The organism is Gordonia terrae, from assembly GCF_001698225.1.
GTDB lineage: Bacteria > Actinomycetota > Actinomycetes > Mycobacteriales > Mycobacteriaceae > Gordonia > Gordonia terrae.
The window spans coordinates 1935772-1957637 of sequence record NZ_CP016594.1; the positions used below are offsets into that span (position 1 = coordinate 1935772).

Here is a 21866-nt window from a genome sequence, read left to right on the forward strand (position 1 = left end):
CGGATCCGCAGATGACGCGAGCGGGCGGGACGCCGGCATCGGACGTGGGGCCGGTGCACCGGGCAGGACGGCGGCACCCCCGCCCGGCCGTGGTCGATCTCGCGTTCGGGACGCCGCTGGTCTGGGAGCCGGCGGGCGGCCTGCGCCGGGTGGATCGCGACGTGCGGATGTTGCTCGAGTCGGTGGATCACATGAGCGTCGTGGTCGACGGCCGGCGCGAACATCCACGGCAGGCGTGGCGGCGGGTCTTCGCCGACCTCGGTCTGCCTGCGGGACAGCCGCTGATCGTCGGACACCCGAGTACGTGGGGACCGCGTCGTGCGTCGACCCTTGCCGACCTCGGCGACGCCGGCGCACCGGTGTCGTTGCTGCCGCGGGCGGTTCTCGTCGCCCGCAGTCACGCCGACCTCACCGTGCAACGCTGCGCCGTCGTCGAGACCACCCACCTGCCGCATCCGCCGACCGACCCCGCCCACCCGCGAACCTCGTGGTGGGACGTGCAGATCGTGGGCCGGGGTCCCGACGGCTGGACGGTCGAACGCTCCGGGATCATCCGTCCGGGAGCCGGTCTCGCGTCGTCGGCCCCGGCCGACGGCGAGGGGATCGACGGCGCGGGGATCGACGTCATCGACGACTCGGTCGAGGCGGTGTTCGTCGACGGGGCGGCGGCGGACGACGTGTCCGCGGCGATCGACGTCATCTCCGCGCACGCGGTCGCGGGACGGGTCGTCGCCGTAGACCGTGACCTGGTCGTCCGGCTCGGACACCGCACGGGCGGCGCCGCCGACGACGCGGCGGACCCCGGTCGTGACCCTCGCCCGCCGGACTCGTTGCCGGTCGGCAGCACGAGACTGCGGTCGCGCTCGCTGCTCGCGGCCGCGGTGGTGGCGGTCCTCGTCGTGAGCGGTGCGGTCGGGGTGGGCGTCTGGCAGCGCGAACCCGCATCAGGCGCGTCGTCGGCGGATGTCCACCTGGGGCGCGCGACGCTGACCGTCCCGGGGGATTGGCGGCAGGCCGACCAGGACACCCCGAGCGACGCCGCCGACGACCCGTCCACCACTCGCACGGTGTTCGTCGACCCCGACGACGGCCGGCGCATCATCGCCGTGCTCACCGAGGTGCGCGAGGGTTCCACCCTGGCCTCGGTCGCCGGCAGCCTGCGCAACCGGATCGAACAGCGCGGCGACGACATCGTCACGGAGTTCTCCGCCAACACCCGGTTCGCCGGCCGCGACGTGATCGGTTACCGCGAGTCACCGGCATCCGGGGGTGCGATCCGCTGGTACGTCGTCGTCGATGACGGTCTACAGGTCTCGATCGGCTGTCAGGCGGGTACCGCGGCCGAGCCGGCCGAGGCTGAATGCGCGGAGGCGGTCCGGACGATCCGGGTGCTGCCGTCGTAGAGCGGGCCGATGCCGGACGCCGGCGCCCGTTGTGACCCCGGCCGGAGGCCGGCGCCCGTTTTGACCCTGACCAGCGCGGTCGCGTAACCTGGATCGCTGGTGCTCGGCACCTGGTGCACATCTGTGTGTCCAGGTCAGCGGAGACCCGGGTCCCCACTGGTCGCCGGGAACAACCTCTGCCGTGCACCCGACCAGCACCCACAAGACAAGAGTTGAGGACAACTGTGCCTACCTACACCCCGAAGGCCGGTGACATCACGCGTACGTGGCATGTCATCGACGCCGAGAACGTGGTGCTCGGCCGGCTGGCCGTGCAGGTCGCGAACCTGCTCCGCGGCAAGCACAAGCCGACCTACGCCCCGCACATGGACGGCGGCGACTTCGTCGTCATCATCAATGCGGAGAAGATCGCGCTGACCAGCAACAAGGCCGATCGCAAGCTGAACTACACGCACTCGGGGCATCCCGGTGGCCTGAAGTCCCGCACCACGACCGAGCTGCTCGCCACCTACCCGGAGCGCGTCATCGAGAAGGCCGTCAAGGGCATGCTGCCGTCGACCAAGCTCGGCCGCGCGATGGCGTCGAAGCTGAAGGTCTACGCCGGCCCGAATCATCCGCACGCGGCCCAGCGCCCCGTCCCCTTCGAGATCAAGCAGGTGGCCCAGTGAGCAACGAGAACATCAACGAGGCCGTCGAGGCCGTCGAAGAGGCCGCTGTCGCCGAGGCTGCTGTCGAGGTCGCCGACGCCGTCGAGGTCGCCGCTGACGACTACGAGACCGCCGCTGTCGAAGACGTCCGCGAGCCGATCGTCATCGATCGTCCGATCCAGACCGTCGGCCGCCGCAAGGAAGCCGTCGTCCGCGTCCGCCTGATGCCGGGCGCCGGTGGGTTCACCCTCAACGGTCGCTCGCTGGAGGAGTACTTCCCCAACAAGGTGCACCAGCAGCTCATCAAGGCGCCGCTGGTCCTCGTCGAGCGCACCGAGTCGTTCGACATCTTCGCCAAGCTCGTCGGCGGCGGCCCCTCGGGCCAGGCCGGCGCGCTGCGTCTCGCCATCGCGCGTGCGCTCATCGAGGTCACCCCGGAGGATCGTCCCGCCCTGAAGAAGGCCGGCTTCCTCACCCGTGACCCGCGTGCGGTCGAGCGCAAGAAGTACGGCCTCAAGAAGGCCCGCAAGGCGTCGCAGTACTCCAAGCGCTGATCTTGGCACGCCTTTTCGGAACCGACGGCGTCCGAGGCCTGGCCAACGCCGAGCTCACCCCAGAGCTCGCGTTGCGCCTGGCCTCGGCCGCCGCGGTCGTTTTCGCAGAGAGTTCCACGACGGACTCCCACCGGCGCCCGCGTGCGGTCGTCGGACGTGATCCGCGTGCATCCGGCGAGATGCTGGAGGCCGCGGTGTGTGCCGGTCTCGCCGCCACCGGAGTCGACGCCATCTGCGTCGGCACCGTGCCGACCCCGGCGGTCGCATTCCTGACCGCGGACTACCACGCCGACTTCGGTGTGATGATCTCCGCATCGCACAACCCCATGCCCGACAACGGGATCAAGTTCTTCTCCGCCGGCGGGCACAAGCTCGACGACGACGTCGAGGACCGCATCGAGGCGGCCATGGACGACGAGGTCGTCCGGCCGATCGGTGCCGCGGTGGGACGCATCGTCGCCGCGCCCGACGCCGGCGACCGTTACCGGCATCACCTCACCCAGGCCATCGACACGCGACTGGACGGGCTGACCGTCGTCGTCGACTGTGCGCACGGCGCGGCGTCGGAGCTCGCGCCGCTGGCCTACGCCGACGCCGGGGCGACCGTCATCGCGATCCACGCCGAGCCGGACGGCCTGAACATCAACGCCGACTGCGGGTCCACGCACATGGACAAGTTGCAGGCCGCGGTGCTCGAACACGGCGCCGACCTCGGACTGGCGCACGACGGTGACGCAGACCGTTGTCTCGCAGTCGATTCCACCGGTCAGATCGTCGACGGCGACGCCATCATGGCGGTGCTCGCGACGTCCCTGAAAGATCAGGGCAAGCTCCGCGAGGACGTGCTCGTGGCCACCGTCATGAGCAATCTCGGTCTGCACATCGCGATGCGCGAGGCCGGGATCACCGTGCACACCACCGCGGTCGGGGACCGATATGTCCTCGAGGAACTGCGCCGGGGCGGTTACGCGATCGGCGGCGAACAGTCGGGCCACATCGTCGTCCCGGGTTCGGGTACGACGGGTGACGGCATCCTGACCGGGTTGATGCTCATGGCACGGATGGCTGCCACCTCGGCGCGGCTGGCCGACCTCGCCGGCATCGTCACCGTGCTGCCCCAGGAACTGATCAACGTCCGGGTCGCCGACAAACATGCGGTGTCGCAGTCGCAGTCGGTCCGGGAGGCGGTCGCGGCCGCCGAGACCGAACTGGGCGAGACGGGCCGAGTCCTGTTGCGGCCGTCGGGAACCGAGCAGCTCGTCCGCGTCATGGTGGAGGCCGCGACGGCCGACCAGGCGCTGTCGGTGGCCGGCCGGCTGGCCGATGTCGTCCAAGGCGTCGGGGCATGACCGGTCCGGCGCCCCGGGCGGTCCTGTTCGACTTCTCCGGCACGCTGTTCCGCTTCGAGGCCCGCGACGAGTGGTTCGCCGACCTGCGCGACGACACCGGCGCCGAGTTCGACCGTGACCGGCAGGCGGACATCATCCGGCGCATGGTCGCACCTGTCGGGCTGCCCGACGGCATCGTCGGGGACGACCGACATGCCTGGGAGTCCCGGGATCTCGACCCGACGCTGCATCGCACCGGCTATCTGGCGCTGCTGCGCGCGGCCGGGATGAGCAACGCCGAGCACGCGAACGCGCTCTACAACCGAGTACTCGATCCGTCCTCCTGGGTCCCGTTCACCGACACCGTCACCGTGTTGCAGAAGCTCGGCGCCGCACAGGTTCCGGTCGGCATCGTCAGCAACATCGCCTTCGACCTGCGCAAGGTCCTGGCTCTGCACGGTGTCGAGGATCTCGTCGCCGCGTTCGCGCTGTCCTACGAGGTGGGGGCGATCAAACCCGACCCCCGGATCTTCCATGCCGCTCTCGACCCGCTGGGTGTTCCGGCAGACGAGGTGCTCATGGTCGGGGACAGCGAGACCGCCGACGGCGGAGCGCGCGCCCTCGGTTGTTCCTTCGCGCTGGTGCACGACGTCCCGGCCGCCGAGCGGCCCACCGCGCTGCTCGATGCCGTGACCTCACACGGCATCGAACTGGGTGACTGATCAGAAGTTGCCCTTCGCGGCCCAACCTCCGTCCACCGGGTAGATCTCGCCGGTGAGGAAGTCTCCCTCGCGCATGAGGTAGGCGACCATCGAGGCGATCTCCGACGGGAGTCCGAGTCGTCTGACGATGTGCGCGTTGGCATTCGCCTGCCGCATCTCCTCGGTGATGTCGGCGAGGATGGGTGTGTCGATGGTGCCCGGGGCGATCGCGTTGATCAGGATGTTGTGCGGGCCGTATTCGTAGGCTGCCTGCTTGGTGAGCCCGACGACACCTCCCTTGGCGGCCGAATACGACGCCAGATTGGGCAGGCCCCGAAGCGCCGCCATGGACGAGATGTTGACGATGCGACCCCCACCGTTGTCGATCATGTTCGGGATGACCGCCCGCATCCCCAGCCAGACGCCCTTGAGGTCGGTGCCCACCACGACGTCCCACGCCTCCTCGGTGAGGCCGACGACGGTGTCCTCACTGATCATGTTGACCACCCCCGCCACGTTGGCGAGACAGTCGATCGCGCCGCGGGACGCGATCACCTTCTCGACCGCTCCCGACCATTCGTCCGCGACCCGGATGTCGAGTCGGATGTACTCCGCTGAGCCGCCGGCCTCGGCGATCTCCTTGAGGGTGACCCCGCAGTCCTGGATGTCGGCAGCGATGACGTGGGCGCCGTCGGCGGCGAGACGTACGGCCGTCGCCTGGCCGATGCCCTGTGCGGCGCCGGTGACGATTGCGGTTTTTCCGTTGAGGGACATGGGTGTTCGCTTTCTCTGGTAGGTGAACGCCACTGGTGGGTGGAGGTGCGGTCAGGGCTGCTCGGCAAGGAGGTCGGCGAACTTGCGCCGAGCGGCTTCACGACGGGTGGGGATGTGCTCGGTCGGCCGGTCGTCGGCTGGGCGTGTGTACCCCTTGAGGTATTGCCGGGCGACGCTGTCGCGATGCACCTCATCCGGTCCGTCGTACAGACGTGCGGCGCGGGCTGCGCGATACATCGATTCGAGCGGGAGGTCGGCACTGTAACCGAGCGAGCCATGGACCTGCAGAGCACGGTCGATGACATCGTGCAGGATCTTGGCGCCGAAGAACTTGATGAGGGCGATGTCCTTGCGGGCGGCCGCGGTTCCCTCTTCGTCGATACGCCATGCGGCGTGCAGGGTCATCAGACGCAGGGCTTGGATCTCGGCGGCCGAGTCGGCGATGAAGGTGCGGATCGTCTGCTTGTCGGCGAGGACCGAGCCGTGGGCGTAGCGGTACGTGGCGCGCTCGCACATCATGTCGAACGCGCGGCTCGCCTGACCGATCCAGCGCATGCAGTGGTGGATGCGACCGGGGCCGAGGCGCTTCTGGGCGATGAGAAAGCCGTCGCCCGGATTCCCGAGGAGGGCGGTGTCGTCCACCCGCACGTTGCGCAGAATCACCTCGCAGTGCGATCCGTAGGTGTGCGGACGCGGACGCGGGTTCTCCACGGACCCGATGTCGCGGACGACGTCCAGCCCGGGGGCGTCGATGGGGATGATGAACTGCGAAGTGCGCCGGTGACGTTCCGCGTCGGGGTCGGTGACGGCGACGACGATCATGAAGTCGGCGGTGGCAGCGTTGCTGATGAACCACTTGTGTCCGTTCAGGATCCACTCGCCCCCATCGCGAACAGCGGTGGTGGTGAGGTTGGTGGGATCGGCGCCGGCGTTGTCGGGTTCGGTCAGGGCGAAGGACGAGTAGTATTCGCCGGCGAGCAACGGCTCGAGCCATCGGCGCTTCTGCTCCGGGGTACCCACCGCGGCGAGGATCTCGCAGTTCCCGGAATCAGGTGCCTGGCAACCGAACACGAGCGGTCCGTACGGCGTCGACCCCAGGATCTCCTGCATCAGACCGAGTTTCACCTGACCGTATCCCTGTCCGCCCAGTTCGGGATCGAGATGTGCCGCCCACAGGTCATTCGCCCTGACCTCGTCCTGCAGCGGTGCGATCGCCGTGCGCAACTGATCCCAGTCGAGGTCGAGTGTCTCGAGGGGGAAGACCTCGGTGCGGACGAATTCTCGCATCCAGTCCAGCTTCTTCTGGAACTCGGGTTCGGTGGAGAAATCCCAGGCCATCGGTGGTGCTCCGTTTCTGTGGGGGATCGTGACAGGTATGACGGGAGGGTGCGTCTGACGGTCAGGCGCTCGCTACGATGCGTCGGGCCCGGACGAAGAGGCCGTCGGCGTAGCGGTGGAGTCGCTCGCCGACGTCGCGGGGTGCCTTGCCCTCGCAGGACCGGGCATACGTGCCCTCGAGGATGATGCTCAGTTTGAAGCCGGCGAGTACGGTGTACCAGTCCAGCGCATCGAGGTTCCGATCGGAACGTTCGGCGTAGCGGGCGATGATCGAGGATCGGCTCGGCAGGTCGCCGGCCCGCCCGAGGGCGCTCTCGTAGAGATCGGGGTGCCGCGTGCCGTCCGGCCAGATCGCCAGCAGCACGCCGAGATCGAGAAGCGGGTCGCCGACCGTCGCCATCTCCCAGTCGACTATCGCCGCGACCGCAGGGGTGCGGTGATCGTAGAGGACGTTGGCCACATGGTAGTCGCCGTGCAACAGACCGGGCCGGAAGTCGGCGGGGCGATTGTCCTCGATCCAGCGGGCGATGCGTTCGAGATCGGGGAATGTGCCGCCCTGGTATCCCGGTGTGGCGGAGTAACGTTCGTGTTCCGCGAGCCACCGGGGCACCTGCCGCTCGAGGAAGCCGTCCGGACTGCCGAAGCCGTCGAGGCCGATCGCGGAGTGATCGACGCCCGCCAGTCCGGCGAGCGCATCGACGAGGGCATAGCCCATCGCTGCGCGCCCGTCGGCGGTTCGGGCGTAGGAGGCCGGCAGGCTGTCGGCGGCGTTGAACCCGTCCACCGGCTCCATCAGGAAGAAGGAAGCGCCCAGGATGTCGGTATCGGCGCTGCCGGCGACGAACCGGGGATGAGCCACATCGGTGGAGCTCAGCGCAGACAGCAGCGTCATCTCACGCGCGATCGCGGCGTTGGATCGTGGTCGCAGGTGGCGGGGGCCCCGCCGGAGTACGTAGTCGTGTCCGCCCCGGCTGACGACGACCATGACGTTCTGGGTGCCGCCGGTCAGTGGCCGGAGGTCGATGGCGCCCCCGCCGGGCAGGCCCTGCTCGTCCATCCATGTCGCGAGCGCACCGATGTCCACCGGGATCGGGTTCGCGGGGAGGTCGGGGGTCGTACTTCGGGCCATGAAACGAACCTATGGCGTGACCGCCGGATGGAGAACCGTCGTCGTGCGGACCTGTTGGAGGAATCTCCAACTGGTGCCTCCGTGGGTCACTGACCTGCGAGATCGAGGACCTGAAAGGCCATCTTGGCCGACAGCAGGCAGTCCAGCGACGTCGGGTCACGTCGCGCGATCTCCTTGATCCGCCCCAGTCGGTACCGGATGGTGTTCTCGTGGACCTCCAGTGCAGACGCGGTGGCCTGGACCTTGCCGTCGGCGGTCACGAACGCGCGCCACGTGGCCAACAGGGTGCCGTCGTCGTGTTGCCGTACCGGCGCGACGAAGGAGTGGGCGAAGTGCAGGGCCTCCTTGACGTGGCCGCTGGAGACTATCACCCGGAACAGGCCGAGTTCGTCGAGCGTCATCACCCGCTTGTCCCAGCCGAAGGACTCTGCCACGGAGCCCATCTCACGAAGGGCGCGATGGGCATGCGGGTAGTCGACCGGTGTGCGGCAGATCCCCGAGATCAGAGTCGCGCCGAGCGAGAGGTCGTCGGAGAGCCGATCTCGGATGGTCGACACGTGGTCGCGGACGCGCCCGACCTCGTCGAGGTCGTCGGACTCCAGGCGGACCATCACGACCACCGCCCCGGGCAGTCGGACGGCCGGCGGCGGGGAGATGGACATGACCGAGGCGAACGTGCGCGTGACCAGGGACTGGATCGCCGACGCCGTCAGTCTGTCGGTGGCATCGTCGACGGTGAAGCGAACGAGGACATGGGGATTGGTCAGGTCGATCCCGAACTGCGGACCCCGCCTGACCAGGTGTTCCTTGTCGCGGCTGTTGCGCAACAGATCCGACAGGTAGTCGTCGCGCGCCTGTCCCTCGGTCTCGATCTGCCGACGTTCGGAGAGCATCTGGAGCGCCAGGACGGTGGCCCCGCGTTCGGCGATGTTCGCGTCGAGGGCCTCCAGGCTGCGACCGACCTCGACGATGCCGAGAAAGCCGGTCTGCTTTCCCTCGATGACCATGCGGCACATGAGATGCCGGCGACCGAGGCCGACCGCGAGCTGCGCGGGGACGATGGCCGACGGCGTGCTCACCGACAGTTCGGCCAGTGCTTGTCGTACCGAGGCGGTGGCGCGCACCTTCTCGCTCATCACCGGGGGAGTGCCCAGTTTCAGCGCCTCCGGTGCGGCCCAGGCGAGCACGTCGAAGGAGTTGTTGTAGAGAATCACCGGCTTCGCCGACAGCTCCGACAGCAGCTCGACCACGCGATGTATGTTGGCGCCCTCGAGCACCGCACTCGTCAGTCGATGGTGGACGTCGGCAAGATAGGCCAAAGTGGCGTTGTTCCGGGCGATCTCGGCGGCCTGACCGCGTAGGCGGGTGTTGAGCATCGCCTGGCTGATGAACAGGGCGGACAGCCGGGCGAAGAGCTCGGCGACCTCGATGTCCTCGGGCGTGAACTCGTGTTCGCGACCGCGGCTGTCGACGAAGATCAGGCCGATCACCGCATCGTCGAAGGTGAGGGGGACACCGAGCATCGCCCGGACGTCCCAGTGCGCCATCGTCCGGCGATGGGGCCGCGGATCGTTGAGCGCGTCGGCGATCACCACCGGAGCTCGGGTGGTGATGACCTCCTGGCTGAACAGGTCGCCGTCGAAACCCGAGACCTGCCTCTTGACCGCCTCGGTGATGTCACCGGCCTCCTGACAGAAGCCCGCGGCGCCGCGATAGCTGCCGTTGGAGTGCCGCAGGTACACCGAGCAGCGGGTGACGCCGAGAAGTGCACACAGCTTCTGACCGACCAGGCTCAGCAGGTCTGGAAGTCGGCTGTCGGTGATGGCCTCGGTGGTGATCTCCGCGAACGCAGAGATGACAGCGCGCTCCCGACTCGGGGTGACCATCGGGTCGGTGTCCGAGGAGGGGTCGGTGTCCGAGGTGGGGTCGGCGCCGGTCGACTGCGCGGTGGATGTCATCCGCACGGCCTCCTCACCACCACGAGCTCATGGTGGCCTTCACAGTACCAACCGGATGTGATCCCGATCATGCCCCAGAGGTGCCGGCCACGGCGCCGTCGTTCAGTACATGACCCATCCGCTCCCGCTTGGTGCGCAGGTAGCGCACGTTCTGCGGTGTCGGCACGGTCGGCAGTCCGACGCGTCCCACGATCTCGAGGCCGTGACCGCCGAGTCCGCCGTACTTCGCCGGGTTGTTGGTGATGAGTCGCAGACGTCGGATGCCGAGGTCGGACAGGATCGCCGCCCCCGTTCCGTAGGTGCGGGAGTCCACCGGCAGGCCGAGCGCGGTGTTGGCATCGACCGTGTCGTATCCCTGTTCCTGCAGGGCGTAGGCACGGATCTTGTGACCCAGCCCGATCCCACGACCCTCGTGACCGCGCAGGTAGACGATGGCACCGCAGCCCTCCTCGGCGATCGCCGCAAGGGCCTGCTCGAACTGCGCACCGCAGTCGCAGCGCAGGGAACCGACGATGTCGCCGGTGAGGCACTCGCTGTGGATGCGGACCAGCGCGCCGTCGTCGCCGGCACCGGCTTCGGCGACATTGCCCATGATGAGTGCGAGGTGTTCGATGCCATCGATGTCGGACCGGTACGCGACCGCCCGGAACTCGCCGAAGACGGTGGGCATCGCCGCGCCGGCGATCTGACGGACGAAGGAGCCCGACGCCCTCCGGTGGGCCACGAGGTCGGCGATGCGCAGCATCGGCAGTCCGTGATGTCGGGCGAACTCGCGGAGGTCCTCGCCGCGCCGCATCGTCCCGTCATCGGCGATGATCTCGCCGATGACCCCCACCTCACCGACGCCGGCCATGGTGACCAGGTCGACGGCGGCCTCGGTGTGTCCGGCGCGGGTGAGGACGCCCCCATCGCGTGCCTGCAGCGGGAAGACGTGCCCGGGGCGCCGCAGATCGCCGGCCGGGGTGTCGTCGGACGCGAGTGCGCGGATGGTGAGGGCGCGGTCGTGCGCCGAGACCCCGGTGCCGGCGTCGCGGTGGTCGACGCTGACGGTGAAGGCGGTACCGTGCGCGTCCCGGTTGTCCTCGACCATCTGCGGCAAGTCGAGCCGTCGGGCGCGGTCTGCGGACATGGGGGCGCAGATGATGCCGGTGGTGTGCCGGATCAGGAACGCCATCTGCTCGTCGGTGATCGAGGCGGCCGACCCGATCAGGTCACCTTCGTTCTCCCGGTCGTCGTCGTCGACGACGACGACCAGACCGCCGGCGGCAACAGCCGCGACGGCGCGGGCGACGGCCTGGGTCGATGCCTCGGTCGCGATGGGTGTCGGGGTGTCGGCGGTCGTGTTCACGAGGCGACCTCGAATGCTCGGTGGGTGCCGAACACCCGGTCGTGGTAGGTGAGGGGTGGTGCTGGGGTGGTGCCGGTCGCGACGATGTTGCCCAGTGCGACAACATGATCACCGCCGTCGACCAGGGCTTCGGTCGTACACGCCAGCCAGCCGGAGGCGCCGTCGATGCGGGGGAGCCCGGCCGAATCCGACCAGCAGACCCCGTCGAATTTGTCGTCGCCCTTACGCGCGAACCGCAGCGCGACCTCGGCCTGGTCGTGGGCAAGCACGTTGACGCCGAATCGTCCGGTGCGGCGGACGATCGCAAGCAGGTCGGAGCCGCGATCGAGGGACACCAGGATCATCGGTGGTCCCATCGACAGCGACGTGAATGCGCTGACCGTGGTGCCGTGCGCTCGTGGACCGTCGAAGGCGGTGACGACCGCGACGGGCGTGCAGACCCGGGCCATCACCTCACGAAACTCGAGGGCCACCTGGTCGATGACGTTCTCGCTCATCGATTCTCCTTCGATGCTGTGGGATTGGGGTCGCTGCGGCGCCGGGGATCGGTCGGCGCGCCGGCGCCGCAGCGATGTTCGGAAGGGCTCAGACGGTCGCGGGCGTCTTGGCCTTCATCTTGTGGACCTCGGGGACGACCTTCTCGCCGAACAGCTTCAGACTGTGCTCGGCGGTGTCGAAGGGCAACCCGCCGAAGGCGAAGGCCGCGTTGGGCAGGAAGTCGCCGATGAGCTGGTGACGGTATGCGTACTTCTCGACGCACTGCTCGGGGGTGCCGTAGATGTTCGCCTCGACATAGGCATCGGCCGCGGCCTCCATGCCCGCCTCGCGGATCATGTCCGCCCCGGCCTGGTAGGTCTCGTAGCCCTTGGTCTCCCGCCAGTGCTTACCGGCGAAGTCGTAGTGCTTGATGACCGACAGGAAGTAGCGGTTGATGTGCTCGTAGGCGAGGCGACGGGCTTCCTCCTCGTCCTCGTGGCAGATGACGAAGTCCTGGATGACCGGCGGGCCGGGCTCGGTGCCCTGCGCGTCGCGGAACATCTGCTTCCACCCGTTGATGGCCTCGGCGTGCTTCTCGAACGGGAACTGCATGAAGGTCATCATCTGGACCCCGAGGTCGGCGACCACCGGGACCGAGTCGGGTGACATCGCCGCCGCGAAGAGCCGTCCGTCCCAGGAAGCGTTGGGATTCGGGGCCGGCCGCAACGCGATCTCGGGTTGTGGGTACATCGGGCCGTCACCGGAGACGACACCGGTGCGCAGGCCGCGCAAGACCATCTCGGCGGCTTCGTTGAATCGGGCCCGGGCCTCGTCCATCGGGATCCCGAAGGCTTCGTACTCCATTTTCGCGAGACCGCGCCCCATGCCGAGAAGTACACGGCCGCCCGACATCTGGTCGAGCATGATGGCCTTCTCCACGACGCGCAGCGGATCATTCCACGGCAGGATCGTTGCGCCGATACCCAGCTTGACCTTCGAGGTCCGGCCGGCGAGATAGGACAGGATCGCGAAGTTGTCCGGACACATCGAGTAGTCGTCGAAGTGGTGTTCGGCCGACCAGACCGAGTCGAAACCGGACTTCTCGGCCAGGACGCCGAGTTCGAGGTCACGGAGGAAGACCTCTTCGTCGCTGATGTTGTCGTGGTAGTTCTGGAAGACGAGCAGTACGCCGACATCCATGGCATTGACTCCTTGTTCAGAAAGCTTGGGGTACTGGGTGTTCAGAGGGAATGGGCCGGGGTCCTCAGCCGAGGAAGACCGCGCGGGTGTGTTCGGTGTCGAGGAACTCCTTGACCTCGTCGATCTTTCCGTCGCGGACGACGAAGACGAAGTGGTAGAGGTTGTTGTAGATCTTGCCGTTGTTCATCTCGGAGTACGATTCGGTCTCGACGGCCACGCGTTCGCCCTCGGCGGTCCACGCCAGCGGCTTCAGTGCAATGGCACCGGATTTCGTGGTGGCGGAGAGCCCGGCCAGCATCGCGCCGAACTCCTCTTTGTTCTTGGTTCCGGAGATGCCCTCGATCCCGCCGCCCACCCACCAGGTGGCCGTCGGAGCCAGGTAGGACAGGATGGCGTCCACGTCGCCGCGGGAGAACACCTCCATGAATTCCGCGACCAGAGCCCTGTTCTGCTGCTCCGTGCTGACGCTTGCTGTACTGGTTGACACCGATCGGCCTCCTTGTGACTCCCCACCCTGCGGGGCAGGCGAAAAACTGTGTGCAACAACGACGTTATGGGTCGATGTGGTGTGAGTCACCCTTGCGTTCTGCGCCGGTTGTGGGTTGCCACAACCGGGGTGAGGTGTCGTGGGGCCGCGTCATCGTCCACCGCCGTTGAAGGTGTTCATGAGCCCGCCGTCGACGGGGACGATGGCGCCGTACATGTAGGTGGACAACGCGACATCGACGACGACCTGCGCGATCTCCTCCGGCCGTCCCGTCCGCCCGGCCGGGATGGACGAGACGATGCGTGCCCTGGCCCGGTCGCTGAGTCCGGAGGTCATGTCGGTATCCACAAAACCGGGGATGACCAGGTTGACCCGGATGTCGCGCGGGGCGAGTTCGGCGGCGAGGACCTGTGTCATCCCGCTGAGGCCGGCCTTCGCCGAACCGTATGCCACGTCGCCGGGAAATCCGCGAAACCCCACCACGGCACCGACATTGACGATCGACGAGCCGGGTTCGAGGATCGGGACCGTGGCCTTGCACATCTCGAAGGCGCCCGTGAGGTTGGTGGTGAGCACGAGATCCCAGTCCGCGCGACTCAGGTCGTCGACGCGTCCACCGCGGTGCACGCCTGCGACATTGATCAGCCCGTGTGCGCTGCCGTGCTGCTCCTCGACGGTGGCCAGCGCGCGGGCCACCGACGACGAGTCGGTGATGTCGGTCTTCAGTTCGAGGACCTGAGCAGGTCTGGTGAACGGAGTGGTCGACACGCCGCGGGCGAGCGATACGACAGAATCGCCTCGCCCGATGAGGTTCTCGGCGACCGCCCGGCCGATGCCGCGCGATCCGCCGGTGACGATCCAGACCCGTGGACGGGTGTTCATGACGTCAGGAAGCCGGTCAGTTCGGCGAGGTACCGGTCGCGGTCCTCGAGGAACGGCGCATGTCCGCACCCGTCGAATGCCACCAGGCGCGCATGGGGATTCAGGCCGGCCGCGGCCTCGGCACCGGCGAAGGGGACGAACGCGTCGTCGCGACCATGGAGCAACAGGATGGGGATGTCGAGCTCGCCGAGTTCCTTGCGCAGATCGGTTCGGGCGAGGTCGCGAAGTGTCTCGTCGCCGATCGGTCCCATCTCCATGAACATGCCCCAGATCCACTCGAGTACATCGGAACTCGGCGCCGTCGCGAACACTGCGGCGGCGACGCCACGGAATGTGTCGGCACGATTGGCGGCGGCTCCGGCCAAGACGCCGTCGACATCATCGGAGGTGCCGCCGAAAGGCCAGCCATCGGTCGCGGTGTACCGCGGCGATGCACCACCGGTGAGGACCAGCCCCCCGGCACGCGAACCGAGTGCGGCCGCCGCGGCGGTGGCGACCGCGCCGCCCAGCGACCAGCCGTTGATGACCGGAGCGGACAGTTCGAGGTGATCGACCACCTGCACGACGTCGTCGGCCAGCGTCGCGATCGAGACATCCTCGAAGTCGTTGTCGGAGCGGCCACATGCGCGCAGATCGACGAGTACGACCTCGTGTCCCGCGGTTGCGAGCGCGGGAGCGGTGGTGTCCCAGCAGCGGGTGTTGGCGCCCCAGCCGTGGATCAGCACGACGGGTCGCCCTCCTCCGCGGTGGTGCTCGAAGTAGATCCGGCGATCGTTCTCAACCGCGAGATAGCTCATGGACTTCTCCTTCTTCGTCGAACTCGATGTCGAAAAACCTGTCGGTCTGGGTGGCGGGTTCCTCGTGGCGCAGGGCGCGGGGAACCAGCGCCGGGGCGTCCGCGAAATGTGGCATGACATGTTCGGCGAGCAACTCCATGGACCGCACGACGCCCTCGTGGGCCATACCGCCGAATCGCATCCAGCAGATGAGATGATCGAGACCCGTTTCCTCACGCAGGATCTCGATCTCGCGGATGAGTCCGTCCGGGTCGCCGACGTAGCAGATCCCGCCCTCGCGCAGGCCGGTCAAGGACATCGCCCCTTCGGCGGCCGCTTCGGCCAACGCCGCGTATCGCTCATAGCCCGCGGGTGTCGCGTCACCCTGCGGGACCGCGGACATGACGTTGTCGAAGTACCACTCGAGGCTCGGCCGTGCCTCCCGGACGGCTTGTGCGTCGTTCTCGGCGAGATGGATCTGCCAGTTCATCGGGAAGTCGAGCGACAGCGGATCGCGGCCCCGGTCCATCAGCGTGCGTTTGGCGCCGACGACGAACGCGTTGAGCTCGGGCAGGGTCATCAGCGTCGGTGTCACCAGCATGTTGTGTCCGTGGTCGGCGACCAGGTCGAAGGTCTCGGGACTGATCGATGCCACATAGATCGGTGGTGTCGGCCGCTGCATCGGCGTCGGCCGGCAGTCCACGCCGTCGATGTGGAAGTGCCTGCCGTGGAACGTGTACGGCTCTCCGACGGCCTTGGTCCACAGGCCGGTGACGATCTGGAACGCCTCGTCGAAGACCTCACGGCTGACGCCTTGTTTGTCGGCGACGCCCATCGCGCGGAACTCGTGCGGTTGGTAACCGCGTCCGACGCCGAAGTCGAGCCGACCGTCGGAGATGACATCGACCATCGCGAAATCCTCGGCGATCCGAACCGGCCACGCGAGTGTCAGGTTGCTGACCGCGATCCCGATGCGCATCCGGGAGGTCCGGGCGGCGATCGCGGCCGCCGCCACCTGTGGCGAGGGCATCGACCCGTAGGCGCTGCCGTGGTGCTCGGCGAGCCACACCCCGTCGAACCCGAGGCGCTCGGCGATCTCGACCTGCGACAGCATCTCCGCATAGGCCCGGCGGAAGTCGCCATCCGGACTCTCCAACACGTAGAACAGGCTGAACTTCACACTGTCGACGTTAGGAATCGCCGTGCGTCACCGGAACGGGAGAATCCGCGGCGGTTGTGGGTTCCCACAAGTCGGGCGTCCCGGCGGCCTGCTCACGGAGCGCCCGTTTGTCGAGTTTCCCGACGCTCGTCCGCGGGAGACGGTCGACGGCGACGATCAGGTCGGGCACCCACCAGCGCGGGACCCGCGCGGCCAGCTCCGCCCGGACCTCGTCCACGTCGAGGCCGTCCTCGCCGACGATGTAGGCAACCGGTCGTTCCTGCCAGCGCGGATGCGGAACGGAGACCACCGCGGCCTCCTGGATCGACGGATGCTCGAGCAGTGCTTCTTCCAGGGCGACGGAGCTGATCCATTCGCCGCCGCTCTTGATGAGGTCCTTGGTTCGATCGACGATCGAGAGACAACCGTGTTCGTCGATGATCCCGATGTCACCGGTGCGCAGCCAACCGTCGTCGAACCTGTCCGGATGGTCCGCACGGTAGTAACCGGTGGCGACCCAGGGGCCGCGGATCAGGATCTCACCGCGGCTGATCCCGTCGTGGGGCATGACCTGGCCGGCGTCGTCGACGAGTTTCCACTGCAGGCCGGGCAGGAGCCGACCTTGCTTGCGGATGTACGTCCAGCGCGATTCCGGGTCGTCATCGGTCGAGGCAGGAGGGCGTGAGAAGGTCGCCATCGGTGAGATCTCGGTCATGCCCCATCCCTGGAAGACGGGCACGCCGAGATCCTCGAGGTCGCGGATGAGGCCGAGCGTCGGCGTCGACCCGCCCAGGACGAGCGCTCGGAGGCTGCTCAGGTCGGTGCCGGCCTGTCGCGCGTGGACGAGCAGGTCCACCGCCACGGTCGGCACCATGCCGGTGTAGGTCACCCGCTGGGCGGCGATGATGCCGGCGATCTGCGCGGGTGTGGGGTGCGGGCCGGGCAGGATCTGCGACGCACCGGACATCAACGCGGCGAACGGGACCCCCCACGCGTTGGCGTGGAACATCGGGACCACGAGGAGCGCGCGGTCGCGTTCGGAGATCGCGTGGCCGTCCGCGAGGCACGCCGCCATCGTGTGCAGATACAGCGACTTGTGGGAATACCCAACCCCCTTCGGGGCCCCGGTCGTGCCCGAGGTGTAGCAGAGCACCGCGAGGTCGTCGTCGGTGCGGGCGATGGGCGCCGCAAGCGGCTCGGCGGATCCGACCATCGAGTCCAGCGACGGTCGTCCGATGCCCCCGTCACCGTCACCGTTGCAGTTGCCGTCGCCGTCCTCGTCGATCGACACGATCGAGATGTCGGGGCGCTGCGCCCGCACGTCGTCGAGCTGGTACTCCAGCGACCGGTCGGCGAAGATCATCGTGTCGTCGGCATGGTCGACGATGTAGGCGATCTCCGGTGGCGAGAGTCGGATGTTGATCGTGTGCAACACGGCGCCGGCCAATGGCACGGCGAGGTAGAGCTCGAGGTGACGACGGTGGTTCCAGGCGAGTGTGCCGACCCGGTCGCCCGGGCGTACGCCGCTCGCGATGAGGGCGGCCGCGAGCCGCGTCACCCGATCGGCGTACTCGCGATAGGTGTATCGGAAGACCTCCGCACCGTCGATGTGATCCACGATCGCCTTGTCGCCGAACATGTCTCGGGCACGGAAGAGGAAGTCGGTGATCACGAGTGGGTGGGCCGCGGGAGTGGGTCCCTCGGCCCCGATCACGCGGGCACCTCGACCGCCGCCGCGGCGGCGAGTCTGGCCCGGACCTCGGGGATGACCGCGGTGGCCAACAACTCGATGCGTGCGCTGCCGCTGTCGACGTCTTCGCCGGGCAACTGCGCCCAGAAGTGGACATCCTCGATCTGCGGGGTCTGCGTCAGGAGCGTCGTGAGTTCGTCGACGGCGGTTGCGGGATCCCACAATGTGAAGGAGCCGGCGTCGACGAGCTGGTCGGGTTCGGTGAACTGCGGAACGGGTCCGAACGCGCCCATCTCGATGTACTTGTTGATCTGGTAGAGCGCATGGACGCCGATCCGCGACCATTCCCGCTCCGGGTCGTCGGCGATGATCGTCCACTGTCCCGCGAAGATACGTCCCTCCGAGCGGGGTCGTCCGAGGCGTTCGAGTGCGTCGAGGTACGAGGCGTGATGGGCGTTCTGGGTGCTGAGGAACCCGTCACCGATCCGCGCAGCACGCTCGATCGCCGGGTCGGCCATCGCCCCGACGAGAAGGTCCGGGGTGATCTCGGGGGTGGGGGTCACCGGTAGGGCCGGTTTGTGAAGGCGTTTGCCGTCGAACGGGTCGGCAGAGCCCGACCAGCATCGGCGCACGATCTCCACACCCTCCTCGAGCAGGCTCGGGCGGTTGATGAGACGCCGATCGAAGGCGGCGAACTCGGGTGCCCAATATCCCTGGCCCACGCCGAGCGAGAATCGTCCTCCGGTGAGCAGCGAGAGGGTGGCCGCGTCCTCGGCGAGCCGGATGGGATTGTGCAGCGGCGACACCACGAGGTTGGTGCCGATGCGCATGGTCGTCGTCCGATCACCGATCGCGGATGCGAGGAGGAACGGTGACGGGGTGTAACCGTCGTCCATGAAATGGTGCTCGGTCAGCCACGCCGAGTCGATCCCGATGGACTCGGCCCACGCGATCTGGTCGAGTGTCGCGCGATAGAAATCCCCGAAACCCCTGGTGGCGCCGTCACTCGCGGGGTTGCGGAAGTCGTACCAGAGTCCGAAGCTCGCGCTCGACGTTCTCATTGCATGTCCTCTCGACGCCTGTGTGGTCGATGTCACTCTTGATGATCGTCGTCGGTGACGGAAGGTCGCGCGGTCGTGGCCCTTGTCGGAAATCCCAACCGCGGAGATTCGGGGCGATGGAACCGGAGGGCGGCCGCGTGCGTCCAAGGTTCATGTCGTGGCGGTCCGCGTCGGGGTGGGTACGATCACGGCACGTCGTCGAGGGGGTGGGGACATGAACGGCACCGGCAGGCAGCGGATCGCGATGGACACCGCCCAGGTGTCGGCGGTCGCGTCGTACTACCGCAGGTCCTCACTGGTGCTGTCGGCGGTCGCCGACGATCTGGCCGCGCACGACTTCGGGGCCTGGGCTCGACAATCCACGGTGCGGGACGCCGACTCCGTCACCTTCGGACCATCGGCGGCGACCTACGCAGACATGACCACGACCCTGTCGCGCCGGTTGCGCGTACAGGCCGCCGCAGCCGCGGCGCTCGCCGACACCCTGCGCAACAGTGCGCTGACCATGGCCGACGGCGACGGCCGCGCGGCGGTGGAGATCTCGCGAGCGGTACCCGCGGCGGAGGTGGACGGCCGGTGAGGCGCGGCGCGGACTCGCTGTCGGTGCTGAGATCTGATGCCCGGGAAGGCGTCGAGGCGTTGATCGAGCTCGTGTCGGTGGGGCGCCTGATGGGGATCGGTGCGCCCGACGAGTCCACCATCCGCAACGGAGTGGGTGTCGTCGACGGCTTCGACATCGCGGCACTGTCCGCGGACAGTCGGGCCCTGGTGTCGGCGCATCGCGCCGTGTCCGAACAGCTCCACCATCTCCCCGAGCAGCAGGTCCGGCTCGACGACGGCTGGAACAGCGAGTCCGCGACCGTCGCGATCGCCACGGTCATCGATCATCAGCGTCGTGCCGAGTCGGATCTGCACATCCTGCGCACCCTCACCGAGGCCACCTCGGCCGCAGCGTCGGGTATCGACCGGTTGTTACGCACCTTCTATCTGACGCTCGCCCGGTTGTCGGCGCCGGCCGCTGCCGGTGTGCCGCCGGCAGAGCTGCCGCAGGCGGTGCTCACCGGTCGGGTGCCGATGGGGGTGGCGGTCGAGGACATCTCGTCGAGGCTTGCCCTGTTCACCACGTCGCTGGAGACCACGACCCGGGGTGTCGCCGGGATTCTCGACCTCCTGAACCGGTCCGTCGACGGCATCGACGACGAGGCGTATCCGGTCGACGCCGAGCGCTCGGGCCGCGTTCCGTCCGCGATGCCCGATCCGCCGCCCGCGACACCGGACCCACCGGTCGCGTCGGCGCCCGTGCACACCGTCGCAGCGCCCTCGCCGGTCACCCAGACGTGGCTCGCCGAATCGACCACCGAGGACCGAACCCACGAGATCGGTGCCGCGAGTGCATCCGCCGTGTCCGCGTCGGCACCCGACGAGGTCGAGGCAGCCCGCGCCGTCCCCGAACCCGATGACGGAATCGACATCCCGTTTCGGCTCGGCGGCACCGAGGGACTCGACGCACCCGTGGCCACCGTCGAGGAGGCAACCGCCGAAACCGGGCCCGCCGAAACCGAACCCGAACCCGCAGAAACCGGGTCCGCTGACACCGAACCCGCCGGTCCTGATTCACCTGCGCCGACACCGGACGCATCGTCCGACCGGTCCTCGGGTGACCTCGCCCTGGCAGGCGACCAGTGAACCTCGCCGACCAGATCGAGGCGATGGCCCGCACCGCGACCGCCGGTGTCGCCGAGGCATCGCACCGGTTCTCCGCGCAGCGGCGTGACCTCGAACTCGCGATGGCCGACCATCGTCGCAACGCGGTGCGGTCCGAGACACAGCGGCTGCGCGACGATCTCGAGAACGACGCCGATGCCGCGGACGCCACCCCGGGCATTCTGCTGCCGGCCGACGTGGCCGACGCCAGTCCCCATCTGCCGCCGCCGAACACATAGGCTGTCTGCTGTGCCAGGCAAGAAGCAGAAGCCGCAGTCGCCCGCGAAGCTGATGTCCGCGCTCGCCCGACGCGGCCCCCATCGTGTGTTGCGCGGCGACCTCGGGATCGTCGGAACCCCGGGCGTCGTCTTCACCCCCGCCGAGGGCGAACGACTCCCGGCCGTCGCGTTCGGCCACGGATGGATGACCTCGGTCGAGCGGTACCGCGACCTGTGTCACCACCTCGCGTCGTGGGGCATCGTCGTCGCCGTCCCCGCGGGTCAGCGCGGCCTGCTGGTGTCCGATGACGCGATGGCCGCCCAGCTCCGCTCGGCACTGTCGATCGTGACGAGGGTCCCGCTCGGCTTCGGCGAGATCACCGTCGACCCGCGCAAGATCGGGTTCGCCGGTCACGGCTTCGGTGCCGCCGCCGCGGTTCTGGCCGCATCGGAGGGCGTGCTGCACGGCCAGCCGCAACCGCAGGCCCGCGGGGTGGTCGCGCTGTTCCCGGCGCCGACGACCTCCGCGCTGCTGCCCGCGGCCCGTCGGTTGAGTGCTCCGGGCCTCATCGTCTCGGCCATCGGCGAACTCGACACCATCGACGGCAACGCGCTCCCGCTTGCGCAGGCGTACGGGTCGGAGTCGGCGGCCGACCCCCGGCCGGCCGCGGTGCTGCGCACCCCGCCGGGCGCCACCTCGCGCGGACTGATCGAGCACCGGTCCATCAAGTCGTTGCTCGGCGGCAACGGTGCCGACAAGAAGACCCACACCGCGGTACGGGCGATGACCACCGGATTCCTGCTGCACACCCTCGACGGCGACGACCGCTACGAGGCCTTCGCCGACGCCGACACGGTGCTCGGGAAGGTGCCTGCGGTGGATCTCGACGATCCCCCGGAGATGCAGGACAAGATCGCCAAGTTGCTGGGCGCGAAGGAACGCAAGCGCCGCCGCGCGGCGAGCCCGGTGCCGTCCGGTGCGCCGAACGCGGTGGTGCCCGACACCATCGAGTGACGGCGGTGCGGAATCAC

General features: G+C 68.3%; 22 protein-coding genes. 9 read left to right on the forward strand and 13 right to left on the reverse strand.

Features of this window, described 5'->3' with window-relative positions; all coding sequences use genetic code 11:
• Nucleotides 1–11 precede the first annotated feature (11 nt).
• The 5 genes from BCM27_RS08775 to BCM27_RS08795 all read left to right on the forward strand — a co-directional run bounded on the left by BCM27_RS08775 (nt 12) and on the right by BCM27_RS08795 (nt 4654).
• Nucleotides 12–1403, forward strand: coding sequence for a type VII secretion-associated protein (locus BCM27_RS08775; protein WP_004019337.1), 1392 nt, complete (start codon nt 12–14; stop codon nt 1401–1403).
• Nucleotides 1404–1627: 224 nt separating this feature from the next.
• Nucleotides 1628–2071 (forward strand): 50S ribosomal protein L13, encoded by a 444-nt coding sequence (gene rplM / locus BCM27_RS08780; protein ID WP_004019336.1) that lies wholly within the window; start codon nt 1628–1630, stop codon nt 2069–2071.
• Nucleotides 2068–2604 (forward strand): 30S ribosomal protein S9, encoded by a 537-nt coding sequence (gene rpsI / locus BCM27_RS08785; protein WP_004019335.1) that lies wholly within the window; start codon nt 2068–2070, stop codon nt 2602–2604. The genes rplM and rpsI overlap by 4 nt, the downstream gene beginning before the upstream one ends.
• A 2-nt stretch (nt 2605–2606) precedes the next feature.
• Entirely contained in the window at nt 2607–3953 is a 1347-nt protein-coding gene (gene glmM / locus BCM27_RS08790; protein WP_004019334.1) for a phosphoglucosamine mutase, read from the forward strand.
• Nucleotides 3950–4654, forward strand: coding sequence for an HAD family hydrolase (locus BCM27_RS08795; protein WP_004019333.1), 705 nt, complete (start codon nt 3950–3952; stop codon nt 4652–4654). Before glmM ends, BCM27_RS08795 begins: the two co-directional genes overlap by 4 nt.
• Here BCM27_RS08795 and BCM27_RS08800 read toward each other — a convergent pair whose 3' ends face one another.
• The 13 genes from BCM27_RS08800 to BCM27_RS08860 all read right to left on the reverse strand — a co-directional run bounded on the left by BCM27_RS08800 (nt 4655) and on the right by BCM27_RS08860 (nt 18912).
• Nucleotides 4655–5407, reverse strand: a complete 753-nt coding sequence (locus BCM27_RS08800; RefSeq protein WP_004019332.1) for an SDR family NAD(P)-dependent oxidoreductase — start codon at nt 5405–5407, stop codon at nt 4655–4657.
• A gap of 51 nt (nt 5408–5458) precedes the next feature.
• A complete protein-coding gene (locus tag BCM27_RS08805; RefSeq protein WP_004019331.1) occupies nt 5459–6745 on the reverse strand; it encodes an acyl-CoA dehydrogenase family protein in 1287 nt (428 codons plus the stop codon).
• A 61-nt stretch (nt 6746–6806) separates the two neighbouring features.
• The gene (locus tag BCM27_RS08810) at nt 6807–7874 is read right to left on the reverse strand and encodes a phosphotransferase family protein (RefSeq protein ID WP_004019330.1); all 1068 of its coding nucleotides are present in this window, start codon (nt 7872–7874) and stop codon (nt 6807–6809) included.
• An 86-nt stretch (nt 7875–7960) separates the two neighbouring features.
• Nucleotides 7961–9832, reverse strand: a complete 1872-nt coding sequence (locus tag BCM27_RS08815; protein WP_004019329.1) for a GAF domain-containing protein — start codon at nt 9830–9832, stop codon at nt 7961–7963.
• 67 nt (nt 9833–9899) lie between these two features.
• Entirely contained in the window at nt 9900–11180 is a 1281-nt protein-coding gene (locus BCM27_RS08820; RefSeq protein WP_004019328.1) for a bifunctional 3,4-dihydroxy-2-butanone-4-phosphate synthase/GTP cyclohydrolase II, read from the reverse strand.
• Entirely contained in the window at nt 11177–11677 is a 501-nt protein-coding gene (locus tag BCM27_RS08825; RefSeq protein WP_004019326.1) for a flavin reductase family protein, read from the reverse strand. The genes BCM27_RS08820 and BCM27_RS08825 overlap by 4 nt, the downstream gene beginning before the upstream one ends.
• A gap of 88 nt (nt 11678–11765) precedes the next feature.
• A complete protein-coding gene (locus BCM27_RS08830) occupies nt 11766–12857 on the reverse strand; it encodes an LLM class flavin-dependent oxidoreductase (protein WP_004019325.1) in 1092 nt (363 codons plus the stop codon).
• A gap of 64 nt (nt 12858–12921) precedes the next feature.
• Nucleotides 12922–13344, reverse strand: a complete 423-nt coding sequence (locus tag BCM27_RS08835; RefSeq protein WP_004019324.1) for a nuclear transport factor 2 family protein — start codon at nt 13342–13344, stop codon at nt 12922–12924.
• 150 nt (nt 13345–13494) lie between these two features.
• A complete protein-coding gene (locus BCM27_RS08840; RefSeq protein WP_004019323.1) occupies nt 13495–14226 on the reverse strand; it encodes an SDR family oxidoreductase in 732 nt (243 codons plus the stop codon).
• Nucleotides 14223–15023 (reverse strand): alpha/beta fold hydrolase, encoded by an 801-nt coding sequence (locus tag BCM27_RS08845; RefSeq protein WP_004019322.1) that lies wholly within the window; start codon nt 15021–15023, stop codon nt 14223–14225. The genes BCM27_RS08840 and BCM27_RS08845 overlap by 4 nt, the downstream gene beginning before the upstream one ends.
• Nucleotides 15004–16182 (reverse strand): LLM class flavin-dependent oxidoreductase, encoded by a 1179-nt coding sequence (locus tag BCM27_RS08850; RefSeq protein ID WP_004019321.1) that lies wholly within the window; start codon nt 16180–16182, stop codon nt 15004–15006. The genes BCM27_RS08845 and BCM27_RS08850 overlap by 20 nt, the downstream gene beginning before the upstream one ends.
• Nucleotides 16183–16192: 10 nt before the next feature.
• The gene (locus BCM27_RS08855; protein WP_004019320.1) at nt 16193–17875 is read right to left on the reverse strand and encodes a long-chain-fatty-acid--CoA ligase; all 1683 of its coding nucleotides are present in this window, start codon (nt 17873–17875) and stop codon (nt 16193–16195) included.
• Nucleotides 17872–18912 carry an LLM class flavin-dependent oxidoreductase gene (locus BCM27_RS08860; RefSeq protein ID WP_033203608.1) on the reverse strand — a complete coding sequence of 347 codons (1041 nt, stop codon included), beginning with the start codon at nt 18910–18912 and terminating at the stop codon, nt 17872–17874. The genes BCM27_RS08855 and BCM27_RS08860 overlap by 4 nt, the downstream gene beginning before the upstream one ends.
• A gap of 214 nt (nt 18913–19126) precedes the next feature.
• Between BCM27_RS08860 and BCM27_RS08865 the strand changes: the two genes are divergently transcribed.
• The 4 genes from BCM27_RS08865 to BCM27_RS08880 are packed head-to-tail and all read left to right on the forward strand — an operon-like array spanning nt 19127 to nt 21849.
• Entirely contained in the window at nt 19127–19492 is a 366-nt protein-coding gene (locus BCM27_RS08865) for a hypothetical protein (protein WP_004019170.1), read from the forward strand.
• The gene (locus BCM27_RS08870) at nt 19489–20598 is read left to right on the forward strand and encodes a hypothetical protein (protein ID WP_004019171.1); all 1110 of its coding nucleotides are present in this window, start codon (nt 19489–19491) and stop codon (nt 20596–20598) included. Before BCM27_RS08865 ends, BCM27_RS08870 begins: the two co-directional genes overlap by 4 nt.
• Nucleotides 20595–20855 (forward strand): hypothetical protein, encoded by a 261-nt coding sequence (locus tag BCM27_RS08875; RefSeq protein ID WP_004019173.1) that lies wholly within the window; start codon nt 20595–20597, stop codon nt 20853–20855. The genes BCM27_RS08870 and BCM27_RS08875 overlap by 4 nt, the downstream gene beginning before the upstream one ends.
• Nucleotides 20856–20865: 10 nt before the next feature.
• Complete coding sequence (locus BCM27_RS08880; RefSeq protein ID WP_004019174.1) at nt 20866–21849, forward strand: dienelactone hydrolase family protein; 984 nt, start codon at nt 20866–20868, stop codon at nt 21847–21849.
• Nucleotides 21850–21866: the final 17 nt, after the last annotated feature.

Bases quoted from the DNA above. Each gene is read 5' to 3' on its own strand.
- BCM27_RS08775 (WP_004019337.1), top strand. From the start codon at position 12: ATGACGCGAGCGGGCGGGACGCCGGCATCGGACGTGGGGCCGGTGCAC.
- BCM27_RS08795 (WP_004019333.1), top strand. From the start codon at position 3,950: ATGACCGGTCCGGCGCCCCGGGCGGTCCTGTTCGACTTCTCCGGCACG.
- BCM27_RS08800 (WP_004019332.1), bottom strand. From the start codon at position 5,407: ATGTCCCTCAACGGAAAAACCGCAATCGTCACCGGCGCCGCACAGGGC.
- BCM27_RS08805 (WP_004019331.1), bottom strand. From the start codon at position 6,745: ATGGCCTGGGATTTCTCCACCGAACCCGAGTTCCAGAAGAAGCTGGAC.
- BCM27_RS08810 (WP_004019330.1), bottom strand. From the start codon at position 7,874: ATGGCCCGAAGTACGACCCCCGACCTCCCCGCGAACCCGATCCCGGTG.
- BCM27_RS08815 (WP_004019329.1), bottom strand. From the start codon at position 9,832: ATGACATCCACCGCGCAGTCGACCGGCGCCGACCCCACCTCGGACACC.
- BCM27_RS08825 (WP_004019326.1), bottom strand. From the start codon at position 11,677: ATGAGCGAGAACGTCATCGACCAGGTGGCCCTCGAGTTTCGTGAGGTG.
- BCM27_RS08830 (WP_004019325.1), bottom strand. From the start codon at position 12,857: ATGGATGTCGGCGTACTGCTCGTCTTCCAGAACTACCACGACAACATC.
- BCM27_RS08840 (WP_004019323.1), bottom strand. From the start codon at position 14,226: ATGAACACCCGTCCACGGGTCTGGATCGTCACCGGCGGATCGCGCGGC.
- BCM27_RS08845 (WP_004019322.1), bottom strand. From the start codon at position 15,023: ATGAGCTATCTCGCGGTTGAGAACGATCGCCGGATCTACTTCGAGCAC.
- BCM27_RS08860 (WP_033203608.1), bottom strand. From the start codon at position 18,912: ATGAGAACGTCGAGCGCGAGCTTCGGACTCTGGTACGACTTCCGCAAC.
- BCM27_RS08865 (WP_004019170.1), top strand. From the start codon at position 19,127: ATGAACGGCACCGGCAGGCAGCGGATCGCGATGGACACCGCCCAGGTG.